Raw genomic sequence first — 18,497 nt, forward strand, 5'->3', positions numbered from 1 at the left:
CTTGTTCTTGTCCCCACCACCGGTGCTCGAACTGCTCTCCGCGCTCCCACTGCCGTCGAACTTCGGCGGCTCGGCAAACACCGGCGCCTTCGACACCGTCGTGTACGTAGAATTGTCGAAATTCGCCGCCACCCGCGCCGCCTGCTCGTGCGCCTCCTGACTCCGCTTCTGCTTGTCGAAAGCCCCCAGCAGAATCGACACCGAATCGAACGGATCATTCGCCGAACGAGCCCGCCTCATCTCCTCATCCCACGAGAACGGAACCGGATCCGGCATCGCATTCCGGAACGTCTCCGACGCATCCGCCTGCGCAGCAACCACCTCGGACGCAAGCCGAGCGTTCTGCGACGACGCATCCGCATACTGCGCCAACTGACTCCCATACGACGCAGCAGCGTCCGCGGCATCCCCCTCCCAAGCACCACGCAGGATCTTGACCGCCTGCGAGACGGCGGTGTTCATCTCTTTGTAGGCATTGCTGACTTCGAAATACGCGTTCGAAATCTGACCAACGTCTCCAGGCTCGTTGTCGTCAACAGACCATCTCTTCAAATTCTCGTGCGGAACACCGAGGTAGTTGGTATTCGGCACACCGGGAACCCGCACGTACTCCACATCACCCGAGCTGGCTTCGGCGATCGCCTGCTCTGACAGTCGATCCGCCCGTGTGTCCGCGGTGATCGACCCGACGATCCTGTTCAAAAGCTCGTCGAAAAAGCCACCCTCTTCAGCAGCAAGCGTCTGCAGGTCCCGAATGAACTGCTCCCGCTCATGCGGCGGAACGTTCTCCTTCAGCCACTCGTCCTGCTGATCCTCCGGCAACGACGCCAGATGCTCCAGCTCAGCACGCCGCCTGTCACTGACCATCACACTCCCCCTCCGCTACGAAACCGGCTCAGGCAGCTTCGGCTCGATCATCTCCGCGGCTCGATCAGCCAGCGCGCAAGCTCGTTCCGTGCCGGCCGTCGATGAGGTGTAGATGTCCACCCGCCCCGAGCCCGCAGCGAAACCAAGCGTGCATTCACCTTCCGCCGCGTCCGCGGCGATCATCTTCGCCGGCCGGCCATCGACCTCGCCCGTCTGGATGGATCCCGTCGTGATGATGTCCAATTCATCGACCGACTGACCAGGACGAAGACGGACGGTCATCATGAAAAAGTCGTCGTCCGCGCCCATCGCTTCTCTATTTGACCAACGACAGTTCTTGCCGCTGGTGGATACGAAATCCAGATTGTCAGCCAACTCGGCGAGTTGACTTTCCGAGAGCAGCCCGCAAGGGTCGATCGATTCCAGACTCTCGTTCTGTTCCGGCTCGCCAGCCGCCGGCGGAGACGGCTGCTGCGGAGCCTCAGCCGACGAAGGTGGCTGAGGCGCGACATCTCCATTCTTTGCCGAGACAGCGCGACCAGCTTCTTCGCCGCACGCCGCCAGCGACAAGAGCACCACACTGCCGATAACGAACTGTCGCAAGTTGGTCAGCCCGCGCACTGTCAGTCGCTCCCACGGAATCTGCCGGCAGCGTCATCGTCCAATCGCCGATAGTTCTTCATGGCGGCGTCGATTCCCTCGCGATAGAGTTCCAGAACTTTCAATGTCGACGCCAAAGCTTCGACAGCCGACCTACCACCCTCCAGATAGGCCTGTCTCGCCGCGTGCGCAAAATCGCTGGAGCCAATCTTGGGTTCATGAGCCAGCTCCCTGGCACTCTGCAGCGTCGCACGCACGTCTACCTCTGCGACACGAAGGTAGTTCAACGCCTTCTTTGCCTGGTCGGGATCGACGGCGAACTTCCCGGCCTTGGCGGCGTTGCGGAACGCCTCTGCCCCCTTGATGGCCGCGGAGTTCTGTGCGGCAGAGCCGAACAGAGCCTCGAGGCTGCCAGCGGAAACGGCCGGCCCGGTGGGGACGAAAGCCATGCGTACAACCCCCCTCACGCTCGGTGTGCGGCGGCCAGTCTACCAGCCCCAACCAGCAGAAATGGACACTTCGGACGAGCTTTCACCCCGCCCGCACCGTCGACCCTCACAAGATCGAGTCTTCGCGATTCGTTGCCCATTGCCGACTCCTGACCGCGTTTCGGGATCCGGACGCGTGGAACCCGCCGTCTCCTTCGGCTCGATGACTTGGACGGCCGAGACGAAGCTCCCGTTCCGCACCAATCACTCCAGATGCGCGGCCAGGGTCCGCTGCAGGTACGAGGCGATGCGGCGGCTGTCGCCGGGATGCAAAGTCAGGTACGGCGGATCGCCGTCGATGGTGGTGTACCAGCGCCCAGGGCCGGAACCGTTCTCCTGGTCGAAATCCCACCAGGTCAGCCGGCACACCTGCGCCCAGCGCGACACGCCCCGCCTGGACTTCCGCACCTGGGCGTTGATGGCACCGAACCCCAACCGCGGCCGCGCGAACAGCCGCAGCACACCGCTGCCCTCGCTGGCTCGGCTCGGGCGCACTCGGGCCATGGCCATCGGATCGAACTCGTCGTCGTCCTGGCCGTAACGCGGTTCCTCCGACGAGCCGGCCATCGGCATGCGCTCTTCGGCGCCCTGGCCTGCCGGAATGTCCGGCAGCATCGACAACAGCTCCGGGATGATCGCCGCCGGGCGCACCGAACGGACGACGATCGCATTGCCCTCCTGATGAGCGACCACGGCATCCTGGCCGTCCGTGCACGCACGTGCCAGAACAAGCGCGCCGTCGACATCCCCGCTCAGCGCGATCGCCACAGGCGCCCGGGCCAGCACCACGAGCATGTCCTCGACCTGCGAGTTCACCCGCCCGGCGTCGACGACACCGCTGCGTTCCAGCACCCGGTAGGTGGCTTCCCGCAAACGCTGGCGTTCGTCCATGGTCTCGCCGACCGACGGTACGTCGAACGGCTGCGGCGGGCGCCCCAACTCGAGGTCTTCGAACAGGAAATCGACGGCTGGCAGTGACAAACGCGCCGAAACCAACCCGGTCCTCCCCCAGGATGCTTCTCTCCCTGCCTGACCGTAGCGCAGCCCGCACCATCGGAAGCGGCATTACCGCCAAATCACTCACCGGTCAGGCATCTCACGGGTGACGGACGGACCCCAACGGGCAGCTCCTTTTGCACGGGATCCCCGCCGGTCGAGGCAACGACCTGTCGTCCGGTCGAGCGATGCCCGAGCGGACAGGGAGCTGGCCACGAAGGACTGAACGCCGTAGGCGACGTCGACGCGGGGTCTGGTGCGCACCGCAGCCAGGCACGCAAAAGGCAGAAGCCGTGGACGACGTCGCCAATTTGGCGATGCTGGACCGCGCCGGAGCCCAGGCGCTCAGGAACCGCCCGCACGGTGCCGAGACTGCCGATACTGCTCCTTCTCCACCTCGTTCAACGGCCGCCCGAGCCGCTTGACCTCCGGTTTGAGGTGGCACCCGGCGTCCACCCGCAGCACCACCCTGTCCTGCGGATTCACCATCAGCCGTACCGCCGCGCCTTTGCCGTCGGACAACTGGAACACCCGGCTGACCGGGCCGTCCACGTCCAGCACCGCCTGCCGGAACCCGTGCTCCCCGGCGACGTCACGCAGCACCTGCTTGGCCGCCTGCCACTGTTCCGGCTCGAGCGGCCCCATGGTGAACCACAACGGCATCCCGAAAGTCGACGCGTTGAACGGGTGCACGTCCGGGAAGTCCCCACACGGGGCCTCACTCGCCGTCGCCGGGTCGGTCTCCCATGCACCGAGCCCCAGCCGCTCGCTCAACGCGGCACGGATCCTGGCCTGCATCCGCTCGTACAGCTGCCTGGCCTGCTCGGTGTCCGGCCGGCTCATCAGCTCGGCGAACTGCTCTTCTGGACTCATCTCGCTCTCGCCACGCTCGTCCGCATCACCGGGTGTCCACGTGCTCTCGCGGCGGCTGCTTCTCGATCAGCAGGTCGTGCCGCCCGGTGATCACCGCCGCGGTGTTGTACTCGCTGGTCGCCTTCACCCGGTCCGCCTCGGTGTATCCGCTGTGGCCCTCCGAGCCGGCCAGCGGATCCCCGTCGACGGTCACCGCGTCATCGGTGTCCAACTGCCGCACACCGTCGTAGTGCTCGGGGTTGCCCCCGTACCACCCGGTGCCGGCGATCAGGTCGCCGTCCGTGCGCATGTTGTACAACTCGCCAGGCGGCACCTTCAGGCCGTCGTCGCCGTTCCACCCCGGCGAGCCTTGCGACACGAACGCGTCGACCGCATCGGTCTCCCGCAGTGCCAACGCGGTGGTCAGCGAGCCGTAAGAATGGCCGATCGCGGTGACCCGGTCCGGCGGGTGGTCCATCCGGCTCGCCTGGAGGCCTTCCAGCTCCGCGGCCAGACGCTTCGCACCGTCCTCGGCGCGGTCGTCGAAGATGCCCTCCACGATCTCGTCGACGCTGGTCTTCGGCGGCAGGTAGTCCATCCACACCACCGTCGCCACCGTCTTGTCCGTCCCGACGAGCATGTCCTGCGCGTACTGGGTGACCTCGCGCAGCTCGTCGACGTACCGATTCATGTTGTCCTCGACCGCGGAGTTCATGCCCGGCGTGTGCACGGCCACGTAGTCCGCGTTGTCGACATCGCCGATCGCCACCGCGGCACGAACCCGCTCACCCGAGGTGTCCAGCGAGATGATCGAGTTGTGCTCCGCCTGGCGTTCGAGCACGTCGAGCGCCTTGAGCTTGTCGTCGATGTGCCGCAGGTCGGAGATCGTCTGTCCGATGCCCACTTCGCGGGCCCGTTCCAGCACGAACTTCCAGTCGCGCAGGTTCTCCCGCAGCTCAAGCAGCCGTTCCCGCTCGATCGCCAACCGGTTGACGTTGGCCTCGTGCCGCGCCTGGTACGGGATGCCCTTGAGGTTGCCGATCACCTCCGGCCGGTGCGCGATCAGCCACGCGCGTTCGGAGTCGGACAGCGTGTCCCACCACGCCTTGTTCTGCGCCGGTGTGCCGTTCTCCGGCGGATCGGGCACGGTCGACTGACCCGACTCGGCGCCAGCCTCGGCGGCCTTGGTCATCGTCTCCGAGTCACTGTGGCCCTTGCCGTCGAGCACCGACTGCATGACCATCGTCAGGTCCGCGTCGATGTCCAGTCCGGTGCGGACGATCTGCTCCACCTTGGCTTCCAGGTGAGCGCGCACGTCCGGGTCCTGGCTCGGCTCACCGTCCGGACGGGGACGAACCACACCGTCGGCGATCTCGTACCCGTGCGCTCGAGCGAACTCGGCCGCCGCGTGCATCGCGTCGTGCAACCGCTGCAGACGCTCGGCCGCGTCGTCGACGGCGGCCTGCAGCATGGCGAATTCCTCCACCCGATGCAGAACGCCGCGCTCGATCTCGGCCAGCGACCGCCGTGCCGCCTCGGCCGCTTCCCCTTCCCACTCCTGGGGTGTGGCCGCCGCCCGCAGCTCGGCTTCCGTTCCTTTCAACCGCCGCAGCTCAGCCGCCAGGTCGTCGCCCACTGCCCGCAGCGCGGCAGGGTTCCACCCCGCGATGGTCTCCCAGTCGCCCACGAGTCACTGCTCCCGCTCGGCGCCCGGGGCCAGTCCGGTGAAGTCGGCCACGCCCTTCTGCTCGCCGCCGTCGTAGCGATCAGCGGCCGCGATCAGGTTCTGCGCACGCTGATCCAGCGACGACACGCTCCGCTTCAGCCGTTCTTCCCAGTAGTCACTCACCCGCGTCGCGTACTTCGCCGCGCCGGAGGAGGGCATGGCCTCCGCGATCGGGTCCGCCACCCGCGGATCGACCACCCGAAGCTCGGCCGCCACGTCCTCCGAACCACGCGCCGCGGCTCGCAGCGACCGCGGTTCGACACCGATGTCCGGCATGTCCGCACCCCCTGCGTCCCTGGTCCGCACAGGATGGCACACGCCGCCGCGCGACGGGGGTGCTTTCGGTGAAGCCGATCGGCAACGGCTGCCCGTGGCGAGCCGTTACTCCTCGGAGGCCGCGATTCCGGTCCCGATCTGGCACGCCACGCCGGTCCCGCCGATACCGCAATACCCCATCGGGTTCTTGTGCAGGTACTGCTGGTGGTAGGTCTCGGCGTAGTAGAACGGCCCGGCCTGCGCGAACTCCGTGGTGATCGGCCCCAGCCCCGACTCGGCCAGCGCGGCCTGGTAGCTCTTCGCCGACGCCTCAGCGGCCGCGCGCTGCTGCTCGTCGGCCCAGTAGACGGCCGAGCGGTACTGCGTGCCGACGTCGTTGCCCTGCCGCATGCCCTGCGTCGGGTCGTGGTTTTCCCAGAACACCTTCAGCAGCTGCTCGTAGCTGATCTGCTGCGGACGGAAGACCACGAGGACGACCTCGGCGTGCCCGGTGCGCCCGGTGCACACCTCCTCGTACGTCGGATTCGGCGTGTACCCGCCGGAGTACCCGGCCGCGGTCGCATGCACCCCGTCCAGCTGCCAGAACAGCCGCTCGGCTCCCCAGAAGCAGCCCATGCCGAACACCGCCGTCCTGGTGTCCGACGGGAACGGCGGCTTGATCGAGGTGCCCAGCACGGCGTGGTTCGGCTCGACCGGCAACGGTTCACTCCGCCCCGGCAGCGCCTCGTCGGCGGAGACCATCGTGGTCTTGTCACGGGAAAGCCACATACCCCCAGCATGCCACCGTCGGCCGATGAACACGTTCGCCGATTTCATACGTGTTCGTTCGGACCCTGATCCTGGCATCGTTATGCTGCGCACACGGCGGGAGAGGACTGGACATGAGCTGGCAAGAGGAACTACGCCGGCTGGACGCCGACCTCGCGGCTGGCAGGCTGACCAAGGATCAGTACGTCCTGCGCCGGGAAGAGCTGCTGGCCCAGGCATCAGCCGCCCCCGGCATGCCGTACACCACCGCGTCTCCGGCGTCCACGGCAGGCAACTCGGCCGCGCCGGCAGCGCAGCAGACGCCGGACAACCCGAACCTCATCCGGCCGGGCAGGCCCCCGGTGCCAGCGCACGAGCTGCTGGCGACCAACCGGCCGACCACCGCGCCGAGCCCGGCCGACTTCCAGCCCACCGAGGCCATCCCCTTCCCACCACACGTTCAGGCCCCAGGGCACGCCCAGAGCTCCGCGCCCACCGCGCCGTACCAACAGCCCGCGTCCGATGCCGTCACCCAGCCGGCGCCGCCGCCTGCCCAGCAGACGGAACCGCACGCCGTCTCGCCCACTGGCCTCGGCGGGCCGGACGGCAAGCGATCCGCCGGTGAGTCCACCAAGAAGCCCGACACCCGGCTCGCCCAGGCGGACGACTCCGGAAAGCCTGCCAAGATTTCCATGCTGGTCGGTCTCGGTGCGGTGGTCGCCATCCTGATCGGCGCCGCCCTGTGGTGGGTGAACTCCACCGACCGCACCGCAGGCCAGACCAGCGCGGCGCCCCCGCCGGCGGCCTCGACGCCGTCGCAAACCCCCACCATCGCACCGTCGTCGACCCCGCAGGCCGGGTCGGCGGACAGCGGCAGCACCCCGTCCGGGCTGGTCGACCAGCTGCCGCAACTGCCGGGCGTGCTCAACCGCAACAGTGGCACCTACACCCCGAAGCAGGCTGCCGACCGCAATCTCTTCGGCGCCGACGAAGCCCAGCTGCTGCAGACCCACGGCGTGCAGAGCGTGACGTGGAAGGGCTCCAGCCGACGGGCCGGGGACACCGACCTCTCCTACGTCGTGCTGGTCGCGGAGAACTCGTCCCGGGAGAAGGCGGAATCGACCGCCGCCGCGATGCGTCAGCTGAGCGCCAGCCGGGTGCCCAAGGTGAACGGCCTACCCGGCTACACGGGCCTGGCGACCTACCGGAAGACTTCCGACGAGAGCAGCGTGTACCGGGTCATCTACACGTCCGGGAACAAGACCATCCGGCTCGGCGTCGCGGCCACCCCGGGTGGCGACGACAAGCTGCTCGAGGAAGAAGTGACCGTCCTGCTCGACGAGATCACCAGGACGCTACCGCCCAACAAGGGGTGATCGGTGGGAGTCGAACGCAACCGCTCGACCTGGGAACGCCTTGGCAAGGACGACCCGCTGTGGGCGATCATGCCCTACCCGGCGGAGAAGAGCGCCAACTGGGATCTCGACGAGTTCATGGCCACCGGCGTGGCCGACATCGAGCTGGTGGTCAAACACCTGGCCGAGCACTCGTTGCGCCTGCACGGACGGGTGCTGGATTTCGGGTGCGGGGTGGGCAGGCTGACCAACGCCATCGCCGAGCAGCCCGACGTCACGTCGGTGGTCGGCGTCGACGTCGCCTCGTCGATGGTCGAGCGCGCGCGGCAGTACAACCGGCACCCGGACCGCGTCGAGTTCCATGCCTACGACGGGACGCTGCTGCCGTTCGCCGACGGCGAGTTCGACTGTGCGGTCAGCCTGGTGGTCATCCAGCACGCCCCGCCGCTGGCCCAGCTGCGCTACCTGGTGGAGCTGAACCGGGTCGTCGCCCCTGGCGGTGTCCTCGTGGTGCAGGTCGTCACCGAGCCGCGGCTGCCCGACCCGCTGCCCGCCGAGGCCCTGCGCGCCCGCTTCGAACCGTTCGCCGTGCCCGCATGCCTGCGCCCGGGCGAGTCCGCACGCCTGACGGTGCGGCTGCACAACGACAGCTCCGCGGTGTGGCCGTCGGGTGTCCGGCTGCGCCTGGGCAATCACTGGCGACGCGGCGACGAGATGGTCGTCCGGGACGACGGGCGCGCCGACCTGCCGTCGGACGTGCCGCCGGGCGGGACGGTCGAGCTGCCGCTGACCGTGACCGCACCCACCGACCCCGGCACGTACCAGCTCGAATTCGACATGGTTCAGGAACTCGTCACCTGGTGGTCGGAGGCGGGCAACCCGACGCACCGCGTCGGCGTCGACGTCGTGGGAGAGCCGGTACCGGTCCCGGAGGAACGTCCCGACGACGTCACCCGAGGCGTGGAAATGCACGCCGTGCCAGACCACCTGGTGCGCGACATCGTGCACCACTGCGGCAATCAGGTCATCTCGCGCGTCGAGGACCATTACTCCGACGGCTTCTGGGACAGCTACACCTACGTGATCCGCATCGGCGGTTAGGTCACGACTTGGTAGGTCCCTGCGCCGTCGTTTCCCGGTCCGGAGAGAATGTGCCAGTCTCGCGTGTCAGCGCCGCACGACAGCGCCACACGACGATGCGGTACGGGGTGCGGTGCGGTTGACGTACGACTGGCGGTACGACTGACGTACGACTGAAAGGCCCGAAAGGGGGTGCCAGGGGTGTCCTGGCAGGAGGAGCTGCGCAAGCTCGACGAGGACTTCTCGGCCGGCAAGATCACGGCCGACGAGTATCGGGTCCGTCGTGATCAGGTGCTGTCTTCGGCCGTCGCGCCACAGGGGGACGACGCGGGCGGCGCCAACGCCGAGGCCACGCAGATCGTCGGCCCTGCGCAGCAGCCCCAGCAGCCCGGCGATGCCGACTCCACGCAGCTGGTGTCGCCACCGGGCCAACCGGACGCCTCGGACGCAACGCAGGTCGTGCAGCCGCCGCCTGCGGACCCGACGCCGAAGTACTCGCCGGACGCCACGCAAGCCGTGTCGTGGAACGCGCAGCCACCGGGCGCGCCGTATCCGCCGTCGCCGCCGTACGGGACCCCGCAACCGCAGTCCGGGGGCTTCCCGCAGCAGCCGCCGTCCCCGCCCGGCGGTTTCCCGCAGCAGCCGGGATACCCGCCGCAGCAGGCGGCCTGGGGTCAGCAGCAGCAGCAAGCGGAACCGCCGGTGTGGGGCGGCGAGGAGTTCCCGCCCATCGCACCGCCGACCGAGCCCGACTGGGTGGCGCAGGGCCCGGAGTTCGACGACGACTCCGACGAGAAGGGCCGCGTCGGCAAGATCATCGGCGCGGTGGTGGCCGTCGTGGTGCTGGCAGGCATCGGCATCGGCGCCTGGCTGCTGTGGGGCAAGGACTCCACCCAGCCCGCCGCCGACGACAAGCAGACCACCCAGCAACAACAGCAGCCCGGGCCGAGCGGTGAGGTCAGCCCGCCGCCGACCTCACCCACCGAGGAGCCGGACCCGCTGCCGATCGCCGAACTGCCGGGTCGCGCCGAGAAGCACCCGGAGGTCAGCACGTTCGAGGACATGCCGGAGCGGAACTACTTCAACAAGAAGGAGCTGGCCGCCTACCGCAAGGCGGGCGCCGGCGACACCAAGTTCCACGTCCAGCACCTCGGCGAAGCCGGTGACGTGACCATCGTGCTGGCCGCGACGGACTCGGCGCAGCAGGGCGAGGCCGCGGTCAAGGAGCTGCGCAAGATCCAGATCGACAACAACGCCAAGCCGATGAAGAACGCCCCGGCGAACGTGGAGGTCACCGAGATCACCACCGACCGGGGGTCGGAGATCCGCGGGCACTACCTGAGCGGCAACGTGATCGTCCGGATCGAGCTGCGCAGCGAGAAGGCCCTCAGCGAGGCACGCACCGAGTTCCTGACGGTGCTGAACGCGCAGCTGGAGGAGCTGCCCGCCGATGGCAGCTGAGCAAGCGATCAGCCCAGCCGCCGCGCGGGTGACCGCCTGCACGGTCGTGGCACGCAACTACCTGCCCGCGGCTCGGGTGCTGGCCCGCTCCTACCGCGAGCACCACCCGGACCACGAGTTCGTCATCGCGGTCATCGACGCCGACACCCCCGCCGTGGCCGCGGGCCCGGACCTGTCCGAGGTCACCGAGGCACGCGTGATCGGCCCTGCGGAGTTCGGCATCGACAAGCAGGACTACCTGCGGATGGCCACCGCCTACGACGTCACCGAACTGGCCACCGCGGTCAAGCCGTACGTGCTGCGGGAGCTGCGTCGCGCGGGCCGGGACGTGGTGATCTACCTGGATCCGGACATCACCGTGTTCCGGCCGATGCCCGAAGTGGCCGAGCTGGCCATGCGGCATCAGCTGGTGCTCACGCCGCACTTCACCGAGCCGCTGCCGCGCGACGGGCTGGAGCCGGACGAATCGGTGATCATGGGTACCGGGGTGTTCAACCTGGGCTTCGTGGCCACCGGGCCCGGCTCGGAGGAGTTCCTGGACTTCTGGGCCGAGCGGCTGCGGCACGACGCCATCGTGGCCCCGGAGCAGCAGCTGTTCACCGATCAGCGGTGGGTGGACCAGGTACCCGCGTTGTTCGAGCACACCGTGCTGCGCGATCCGGGCTTCAACGTCGCCTACTGGAACCTGCACGAGCGGCCGCTGGCCAAGGCCGCCGACGGTACCGTGACCGCGGGCGGGTCGCCACTCCGGTTCTTCCACTTCAGCGGCTACCGGCCGGAGCGTCCGTGGCTGCTGACGTTGCACTGCGCCCGCAGGCCGCGCGTGCTCCTGTCCGACCATCCGGTGCTGCGCGAGCTGTGCGACTCCTACGGCGCCGCCCTGCGCGAAGCGGGCTACGCCGAGACGCTGGAAGCCATCCCTTACGGCTACGCCACCTTCCCGGACGGCACGCCGCTGACCCGCGCCATCCGGCGGGTGTTCCGGGCAGGCTGGGTTCTCGCCGAAGGCCCGGACGTCAATCTGCCCTCGCCGCGTCTCCGCCCGGAAATCCCACCGCACGCGTTCGGTCCGGACGGCGGGACTGCGCTGCGCGAATGGCTCACCTCGCCGGAGGACCAGGCCCAGGCGGCTGCCGGGTTGCACCGGCTGGCCATGGCCGCCTGGCACAGCAGGGTCGACCTGCAGCTGGCCTTCCCCAAGCCCACCGGGCCCGACGCGGAGGCGTTCCGGCACTGGTGCGCGGGGTCCGGGGTGAAGGAGGGCTTGCTTCCGGAGTGGGCGGTGCCGGAGGACCCGCCGCCGATGGCCCGCCCGGTGGACGAGTTCGGGGTGAACCTGGCCGGTTACCTGACCGCCGAACTGGGCCTGGGCGAGATGGGCCGCATCGTGCACGAGGCCATCACCCGGGCGGGCATCGACGTGATCTCGGTGGTCGAGGAGCGGTCGCTGTCCAACCGCACCGGCGTGCGTCACAAGGGGACCGTCGGCCGACCGCGTTTCCCGGTGACCGTGCTGGCGGTGAACGCCGACCAGACGCCGGTGATCCTGGCCAACTACCCGGAGCTGGCCCACGAGCGCTACGTCATCGGCCTGTGGGCGTGGGAGCTGGAGGACTTCCCCTCCTGGCAGCACGACGCCTTCGACATGGTCGACGAGGTGTGGACGATCAGCGAGTTCTGCCGGGAGGCCATCGCGGCGGCCGCCACCGTCCCGGTGAAGACCATCCCGGTTCCGGTGCGGGACCCGGGCGCACCGGTCGACCGGAAGCGCAAGCCCGGAGACCCGGTGCGGTTCCTGTTCGCGTTCGACTTCAACTCGGTCGGGGAGCGGAAGAACCCGTGGGGCCTGGTCAAGGCCTTCCAGCGTGCCTTCCCCGAACGTGACGACGTGCGGCTGACCATCAAGGCGATCAACGGGGACAAGAACCCGCACAACGCGGAACGGCTCCGGGTGCTCGCCGCGGGCGACGACCGGATCGAGCTCGTCGAACGGTATTTGAGCGTCGAGGAACTGGACGAGCTGTACCGCAGCGCGGACTGCTACGTGTCACTGCACCGCTCGGAAGGGTTCGGGCTGACGGTGGCCGAGGCGATGGCCCGGGGCCTGCCGGTGATCAGCACCGACTACTCGTCCACTACGGAGTTCTTCGACGAACGCACCGGGTGGCCGATCCCGTACCGGCTGATCCCGGTCGGGAAGGGCAACTTCCCGTACCACGCCGACGCGGTGTGGGCGGATCCCGACCTCGACGCGGCGGCCGCGGCGATGCGGGAAGTGGCCGACGACCCCGAGGAGGCCGCGCGCCGCGGCCGGGCAGCCCGCGAGCACGTGCTGCGCACCCGCACGATGAAGGCCGCCTCCGAGTGGATGGCCACCCAGCTGCGCCAGGCGTATCAGAAGTGGCAGGCCCGGCGCGCCGCCGCTGCGGCGCAACCCGCGGTGGTGGATCCGCTCGACCCGTTGCGCGCGGCTCGCGGCAAGGTCGAGCAGCCGCCGGACCCGCACACCGCGTCCCGGCTTCCCGGCGCCCCGGCCATGCGCAAGGCCGTGCTGCGCGTCCTCGACCACTACGACGTGCACCAGCGCGGAATCCACTCGGCGATCGCCGACAGTGTCGAGCAGTCCGCGGCGTTGCTGCTGTCGCGCATCGAAAGCCTGGAAGCGCGGCTGGCCGCGCAGGAGACCATGCTGTCCGAGCGGATCCAGGCCGAGGTCGACCGGGCGGCAGGCCCGGCGGTGAAGCGGGCCGGGCACGCCATGCGCGAGGTGACCAGCGTGCGGGACCAGCTCGAGCAGCTGCGTGCTGCCCAGGAGCATGTGGCGTCCACGTCCGACCTGGACAAGCTCAACGACCGGGTCCAGCAGAGCGAACGCTGGACGCACGCGATGTTCGCCTCTCGGGACGAACGTGCCGACACCGTCGAGCACACGCTGCAGACGTTGCGACGCGAGATCGATGCGGTGCACGAAGCCGCCCGGATGCTGCACGCCCCGGTGCCCGACGGCATGGACGTGGTGCTGTGCGACGCGGGTGCCCTGCTGCTGCCGCAGGACACCGTGGTCCGGGAGTGGATCGCCTATCACCGTTCGTGGGAGGAAGCGGAAGCCGCGCTGCTGCGGAAGCTGATGAGCGAGCGTCCCGGCGCATTCGTCGACGTCGGAGCGCACGTCGGCTATCACACGCTGCGGCTGCTGCGGTCATGCCCGCAGGTCGAGAAGGCCGTCGCGGTCGAAGTTCACCCGACGAACTTCGCCTGCCTCGAGCGCAACGTGGCGGCGAATCTGCCCACCTCGATCCGGGACCGCGTGCACGCCATTCAGGTCGCGGCTTGGGACGCGGACGGCGTGGTCGAGCTGATCAGCCCGGACTCCGGCAACAGCGGCGATCACCGGGTTCGGGCCGTTCGCTCCGCCGACTCCGAGGTGGGCGTGCCGGCCGTGCGGCTGGATCAGGTCCCCGAGATACGGGACGCCTCGGTCACCGTGGTCAAGGTGGATCTGCAGGGGCGTGACCACCGTGCGCTGGCCGGCTTGGCCGAGGTGCTGCGCCGCGACAAGCCCGAGGTGGTGTGCGAATTCTGCCCGGACGCCATCGAAGAACTGGGCGACGATCCGCGCGCGGCGTTGACGGGGTACCGGGAGCTGGGATATGTCCCGGTGATTGTGGGCACAGACGGGCCGGAAGAGGGTTCCGTCGACGACGCTGAACTCGTACGGTTGGCGCGCGCCGAGGAAACGGGATTCCTCACGTTGTGGCTGCATCCGCGCTGACCCACCGGAGGCGCCTTGGGGGTAGGCGATGAGGTCGACGAACGCAGGTCGGATCGTCACGACCGTCGTCGCCGCGGTAGCGATCATCGCCCTGGGCGTCTGCGGATGGATCGCGTGGGGGCAGTACGTGCCGCTCAAGCACGCCAGGGGCACTCCCCCGATCGGCGAATCGGGCCGGTCACCGGTGGACCCGCTGGCCGTCGCCGAGATCGGTGGGGCGAAGGAGAACTATGCGCAGGTGGACTCGCTCGCCGCGGTGGCGGGTCAGCGCATGCTCACCAGGGACGAGCTGCTGGCGTTGTACACCAACGGCGGTGGCCGGGTGCGTTTGGCGGTGAGCAGGTACGACGTGGGCAAAGCCATCGTGCTGCTGGTGCAGATGCCCAGCAGGCAGGATGCCCGCACGGCGCTGGACGAGCTGGCGAAGCTGCAGGACGACTACGGCTTCGAACGGGTGACCAGGCGCGTGCCGAAGGGCGTGCACGCCGGGGTCATCGGCGGGAAGAACCCGGCCGAGCCGGGCGGCCGAGCGCACTACCAGCACGACGACATCCTGGTGCGGGTGGAATTCCGGGGGCCTCGGCGTGCGTCGGCCGAGGCGAAGTTCTTCCAGGTCCTCGAGGCACAGGTGCGGGCGGTCGAGCCGGATGACTGACACCACGCGGCTGTGGCGGGAACCCGAGCGGACGGGGTTCTCGCGGGTCGCGCCTGTGCCGCAGGCCGGCTTCGATCCCAGGGCCGACCCGACGAACTGGCAGACGCAGCCGATCCCGGCGGTGCAAACGGCGACCACGGCACGGCCGTCGCAGCCACCACGGCCGGCGGGCATGTACGTCATGGCGGCGGCCGGTGTCGTGCTTGTGCTCTACAGCTACTTGGTGGCGTTGTGGCCGGTGCGGCACGGTTTCACTCCGGACGTGGTGCTGGCGACCCGGGAGTGGTTGTCGTTCCCGCTGGGCGTCGGCGCCGACTTCGGCCTGTTCGGCATCGGGCTGCTGCTGGCCGCCGGGGGCTTCTGGGCCTGCGACCGGCTCACCCGGCCCGGGCTGGGCCGCGGCAGGCTGCTCTGGCAGGTGGTCGCCCGCGGCTACCTGCCGTACGTGCTGGCTTGCACGCTCAGCTACCTGCTGCTGCTCGGCAACGCGGAACCGTTCACCGAACCTCGGCGGCCCGATCCGGAACCGGGGACGCTGCCGCTGAACCTGCTGCTGGCGGAGCGACTGGCCGGGCACGACAGCCTCATCGGGCTTGGCTGGGCTGTGGCGGCGGCCTTCCTCACCGCGGTGTTGATCGCGCTCACCGCGCCGCTGCTCACCCGTAGCCGGTGGCTCGCGCTCACCGGGCTCGCCGTGCAGCTCGTAGTGATCTCGGCCGTGGTGCTGACCGCCGCGGGAGCCGGCGGCTGGTATCACAAGCTGGGTGAGCTGACGACCTGGTGCATGTTCGCGTTGGTCGGGCAGCTGGCGTGGGTCGTCCGCAGGCATCCGGGCTCGGGCTGGCCCGCCGGGCCGATCGGCGTCGGATGCCTCGCGGTGTTCGTCGCCGCCGAGCACGGGTACCAGCTGCTGGCCGAACAGTGGCTGCCAGTCACGCTGCTGTTCGTCGCGCTCGTGGTTCTGCTGGCCGCGCGGGCCCCCGCACACGGAGGCAAAGCCGACAGCAACCGGGTGGTCCGCTGGCTGGGCTCACGGGCGTATCCAGCGGTTCTGTTGGCCTGCGCGCTCGGCTATCCGCTGGTCGGCGGGCTGTACTACGCCAAGCTGCCGTTCGGCTTCGCCGTCCTGATCGCGATCGCCGTCACCCTGGCCCTGGCAGAGGCGGTGCACCGGCTGAGCGTGGTGATCGCCCGATGACCGCACCCGTGGGCACCAGGGCCCGGTACTACGGGCTCGACCTGTTGCGTGTGCTCGCTTCGCTGCTGGTCGTCTACACGCACATTGCAGGCTGGTACTCCACCCGCGGACACGAGTGGTGGGCTTCGGCGTGGGTCGACCAGGACGTGATCGCCCCACTGCATCTGAACCCGAACCTGTCGTTTCTCGGGGTGGCCACGTTCCTCGTGGTCAGCGGACTGGTGGTCACCCACGTGGCGGACCGCGAGACGGCGCCGCAGTTCCTTCGCCGTCGCCTGGTGCGGATCTTCCCGCTGCTGCTGGTGGTGTCGCTGGCCGGCTGGATCCTGATCAACATCGGCGTCTACCGCTCGGAGAGCAAGCAGACGTCGATGGACGTGCTGGACCTGCTGACCGGCTCGACCATGGTCGGCTTCTTCACCACGCCGGAAGTGATCATCATCGGCCCGGCCTGGACGCTGCTGGTGCAGGTGTTCTTCTACGCGTATGTGGCGATCACCATCCCGCTGCTGCGCCGCCACGCGTGGATCCCGCCCGCGCTCGCCGCCGCGCTGGTGATCATCGTGCTCGGCCTGACCAGCAACGGCGCGGACATCGCCACCCGCCGGTTCGGGATCATCGCCGCGTACTTCCCGGTGCTGATCATCGGCATGTTGATCTCCCTGGTGCGCGCGGGCAAGGTGCCGATGAGCGCGGGCGTGAGCATCGGCGCCGTGCACTTCCTGCTGTTCGTCTGGGCCGATCGCATTGGGGGCCACTTCCACACCGGCACCGAACACCCCCGCACGCTGGCGCTGGTCTTCTGCGTGGTGGTGCTGGCCATGGCCGCATCGGACCGGGTGAGCAGGGCGAAGCTGACCAAGGCATGGTCCGCCCGCACCTACGCGATCTACCTGCTGCACCCGCTGTGCCTGTATCCGATGCTCGACTGGCTTTCCCCCGAACTGGGCACCGATCTCGCCCTGGTGCTCGCGTTGCTGCTGCTCGCGGCGGTGACCGAAGTGGCGCACCGGTTCTTCGAAGCACCGCTGAACCGGTGGGTGCGGGCCAGGGAAAAGCGGGCGGACGCTGCGCAGCGCACGCCAGCCGCGTCAGGCCGCTGACGATCCCCTGGTGACGGTGCGCAGCGCCCGAACCAGGACGACCGCCAGCAGTCCGCCACTCAGCAGTTGCGCCAGGCCGCCCGGCAGCTCCCACCACCGGCTGTCCTCGGCCACCAGCGCGGTGTCCCCGACGAGGTTCACCACGGTCCAGCCACCCCAGGCCAACAGCGCGGACGACCCGAACCAGGCGGCGAGCATGGGCGCGGCGAACTTGCGACCACCAGCCGGAGAGAACGACCAGACCCCCGCCACCGCGGCCAGCGCCAGCAAAGTCCGCAGTATGGCCATTGCGGCGGCCGCCGGGGCGACCTCGCTGGGCTGGAAGACGTCGATCAGCAGGAGTACGGCCGCGGTGAGCGCCAGGACCGTCCCGGCTACCGCAAACCCCCGGTCGGCCGCGGTCAGCCGAGGTGTCCGCTGCTCGAACACCTCCGGCCAACGCTGCCGCGCATACAGCACGAACGCGGCGGTGAGCAGCACACCGAGGACGACGAAGCCGGTGTAGACCAGCGGGACGACCCACTCGGCGACCGGCATTGCGATCTCGTCCTGCGGCGACGGTGCCCGCACCACGGCGGTCGCCACCACGGCCACCGGAACTCCGACCACGATCGGCCCGAGCAGGCCGCAGCCGACGAAGATCGGCAGGAGCACCAGCCACGCGGGCAACCGCTGCCCGAACGGGTAGGTGAACACGACCGCCAGGACGATGGCGACGGCGTCCATGGCCAGCGTGAGCGTGTTCAACGCCAGCAGCGACGGATCGTCGGCGAGCTCGGGGTCGGTGACCCCGACCGGCACCCCCGCGACCCAGAGCGTCTTCAGCACCAGGTACGGCAGCGCGCTGACGATCGCCGCATAACAGATCACCCGGCGGCCGAGACTCGGCCGCTGCACCTCGGCCGTGGCTGGCTTGGTGATCACGTCTGTCAGCCTAGAGGCGAACGATGATCAGCTGCCGGGAATTCGCCGGATTCCCCCGCATAGTCGCCGGAACGGGCGGAAGACGCCCACGCCGTGTAACTTCTCGTTGGCCGACCACTTAATCAGGATCAAACCGGAACTCCGGATCGTGGAGCCGGGGTCGTTGTCGGTGCTTGCCGGGGCCCCGACAGAGCGGATAGTCAGTTGCGGCGCCCCTCGTCCAGTGGCGTGGCTGAACGTGTGATGCGCCGCAGAGCTACGAGGAGCATCTGCGCCCCCGGCCGCGGCGTCGCGGCACGAACCGACTGAGGTGGAATCAAGTGTGCGAGAAACTGGGGTTCCGTCGTGTATCGTCGCAGCTCAGGAAGTGTCGTCCCCGCGCACGCGGGGCTGATCC

At 69.0% G+C, this 18,497-nt stretch carries 15 protein-coding genes and 1 pseudogene; 7 read left to right on the forward strand and 9 right to left on the reverse strand.

The features are described 5' to 3' along the window. The 8 genes and pseudogenes from CXP56_RS03445 to msrA form a co-directional block, all read right to left on the reverse strand. Positions 1–870: pseudogene (locus CXP56_RS03445) on the reverse strand (hypothetical protein); the annotation flags it as partial. 12 nt (positions 871–882) lie between these two features. Further along, entirely contained in the window at positions 883–1,488 is a 606-nt protein-coding gene (locus CXP56_RS03450) for a DUF3558 domain-containing protein (protein ID WP_286899789.1), read from the reverse strand. 2 nt (positions 1,489–1,490) lie between these two features. Then, a complete protein-coding gene (locus CXP56_RS03455) occupies positions 1,491–1,916 on the reverse strand; it encodes a hypothetical protein (protein ID WP_286899792.1) in 426 nt (141 codons plus the stop codon). A 243-nt stretch (positions 1,917–2,159) separates the two neighbouring features. After that, a complete protein-coding gene (locus CXP56_RS03460) occupies positions 2,160–2,936 on the reverse strand; it encodes an ESX secretion-associated protein EspG (RefSeq protein ID WP_051310304.1) in 777 nt (258 codons plus the stop codon). Positions 2,937–3,296: 360 nt separating this feature from the next. Next, positions 3,297–3,824, reverse strand: coding sequence for an LppA family lipoprotein (locus tag CXP56_RS03465; RefSeq protein ID WP_286899794.1), 528 nt, complete (start codon positions 3,822–3,824; stop codon positions 3,297–3,299). A gap of 25 nt (positions 3,825–3,849) precedes the next feature. Next, complete coding sequence (locus CXP56_RS03470; RefSeq protein ID WP_286899796.1) at positions 3,850–5,490, reverse strand: alpha/beta hydrolase; 1,641 nt, start codon at positions 5,488–5,490, stop codon at positions 3,850–3,852. A gap of 3 nt (positions 5,491–5,493) precedes the next feature. Then, entirely contained in the window at positions 5,494–5,805 is a 312-nt protein-coding gene (locus tag CXP56_RS03475; RefSeq protein ID WP_156899283.1) for a hypothetical protein, read from the reverse strand. A 105-nt stretch (positions 5,806–5,910) separates the two neighbouring features. Then, positions 5,911–6,573 carry a peptide-methionine (S)-S-oxide reductase MsrA gene (gene msrA / locus CXP56_RS03480; RefSeq protein ID WP_028848272.1) on the reverse strand — a complete coding sequence of 221 codons (663 nt, stop codon included), beginning with the start codon at positions 6,571–6,573 and terminating at the stop codon, positions 5,911–5,913. 113 nt (positions 6,574–6,686) lie between these two features. On the opposite strand from msrA, the gene CXP56_RS03485 reads away from it, so the two are divergent. The 7 genes from CXP56_RS03485 (at position 6,687) to CXP56_RS03515 (ending at position 17,176) form a co-directional block, all read left to right on the forward strand. Continuing rightward, complete coding sequence (locus CXP56_RS03485) at positions 6,687–7,928, forward strand: hypothetical protein (RefSeq protein ID WP_286899797.1); 1,242 nt, start codon at positions 6,687–6,689, stop codon at positions 7,926–7,928. Positions 7,929–7,931: 3 nt separating this feature from the next. Beyond that, positions 7,932–9,008: a methyltransferase domain-containing protein gene (locus CXP56_RS03490; protein ID WP_051310303.1), complete on the forward strand. Its 1,077-nt coding sequence runs from the start codon at positions 7,932–7,934 to the stop codon at positions 9,006–9,008. A gap of 180 nt (positions 9,009–9,188) precedes the next feature. Further along, the gene (locus CXP56_RS03495; RefSeq protein ID WP_028848270.1) at positions 9,189–10,448 is read left to right on the forward strand and encodes a hypothetical protein; all 1,260 of its coding nucleotides are present in this window, start codon (positions 9,189–9,191) and stop codon (positions 10,446–10,448) included. Beyond that, entirely contained in the window at positions 10,438–14,220 is a 3,783-nt protein-coding gene (locus tag CXP56_RS03500; RefSeq protein WP_286899798.1) for an FkbM family methyltransferase, read from the forward strand. Before CXP56_RS03495 ends, CXP56_RS03500 begins: the two co-directional genes overlap by 11 nt. A gap of 28 nt (positions 14,221–14,248) precedes the next feature. Then, positions 14,249–14,875: a hypothetical protein gene (locus tag CXP56_RS03505; RefSeq protein ID WP_286899800.1), complete on the forward strand. Its 627-nt coding sequence runs from the start codon at positions 14,249–14,251 to the stop codon at positions 14,873–14,875. Continuing rightward, positions 14,868–16,073 carry a hypothetical protein gene (locus CXP56_RS03510; protein WP_286899801.1) on the forward strand — a complete coding sequence of 402 codons (1,206 nt, stop codon included), beginning with the start codon at positions 14,868–14,870 and terminating at the stop codon, positions 16,071–16,073. Before CXP56_RS03505 ends, CXP56_RS03510 begins: the two co-directional genes overlap by 8 nt. Beyond that, positions 16,070–17,176, forward strand: a complete 1,107-nt coding sequence (locus CXP56_RS03515; RefSeq protein ID WP_286899803.1) for an acyltransferase family protein — start codon at positions 16,070–16,072, stop codon at positions 17,174–17,176. Before CXP56_RS03510 ends, CXP56_RS03515 begins: the two co-directional genes overlap by 4 nt. Here the strand turns inward: CXP56_RS03515 and CXP56_RS03520 are convergent. Further along, positions 17,165–18,100: a hypothetical protein gene (locus CXP56_RS03520; protein ID WP_286899804.1), complete on the reverse strand. Its 936-nt coding sequence runs from the start codon at positions 18,098–18,100 to the stop codon at positions 17,165–17,167. The two genes, CXP56_RS03515 and CXP56_RS03520, sit on opposite strands and share 12 nt — an antisense overlap. Positions 18,101–18,497 lie beyond the last annotated feature (397 nt).

Origin of the sequence: Thermocrispum sp. (assembly GCF_002919275.1) — a bacterium.
In the GTDB taxonomy this organism is placed as follows: domain Bacteria; phylum Actinomycetota; class Actinomycetes; order Mycobacteriales; family Pseudonocardiaceae; genus Thermocrispum; species Thermocrispum agreste.

What these genes read in the sequence shown, in the direction of transcription:
- CXP56_RS03465 (WP_286899794.1), bottom strand. Translation starts at nt 3,824, where the DNA reads ATGAGTCCAGAAGAGCAGTTCGCCGAGCTGATGAGCCGGCCGGACACC.
- CXP56_RS03485 (WP_286899797.1), top strand. Translation starts at nt 6,687, where the DNA reads ATGAGCTGGCAAGAGGAACTACGCCGGCTGGACGCCGACCTCGCGGCT.
- CXP56_RS03500 (WP_286899798.1), top strand. Translation starts at nt 10,438, where the DNA reads ATGGCAGCTGAGCAAGCGATCAGCCCAGCCGCCGCGCGGGTGACCGCC.
- CXP56_RS03505 (WP_286899800.1), top strand. Translation starts at nt 14,249, where the DNA reads ATGAGGTCGACGAACGCAGGTCGGATCGTCACGACCGTCGTCGCCGCG.
- CXP56_RS03475 (WP_156899283.1), bottom strand. Translation starts at nt 5,805, where the DNA reads ATGCCGGACATCGGTGTCGAACCGCGGTCGCTGCGAGCCGCGGCGCGT.
- CXP56_RS03515 (WP_286899803.1), top strand. Translation starts at nt 16,070, where the DNA reads ATGACCGCACCCGTGGGCACCAGGGCCCGGTACTACGGGCTCGACCTG.
- CXP56_RS03455 (WP_286899792.1), bottom strand. Translation starts at nt 1,916, where the DNA reads ATGGCTTTCGTCCCCACCGGGCCGGCCGTTTCCGCTGGCAGCCTCGAG.
- CXP56_RS03510 (WP_286899801.1), top strand. Translation starts at nt 14,868, where the DNA reads ATGACTGACACCACGCGGCTGTGGCGGGAACCCGAGCGGACGGGGTTC.
- msrA (WP_028848272.1), bottom strand. Translation starts at nt 6,573, where the DNA reads ATGTGGCTTTCCCGTGACAAGACCACGATGGTCTCCGCCGACGAGGCG.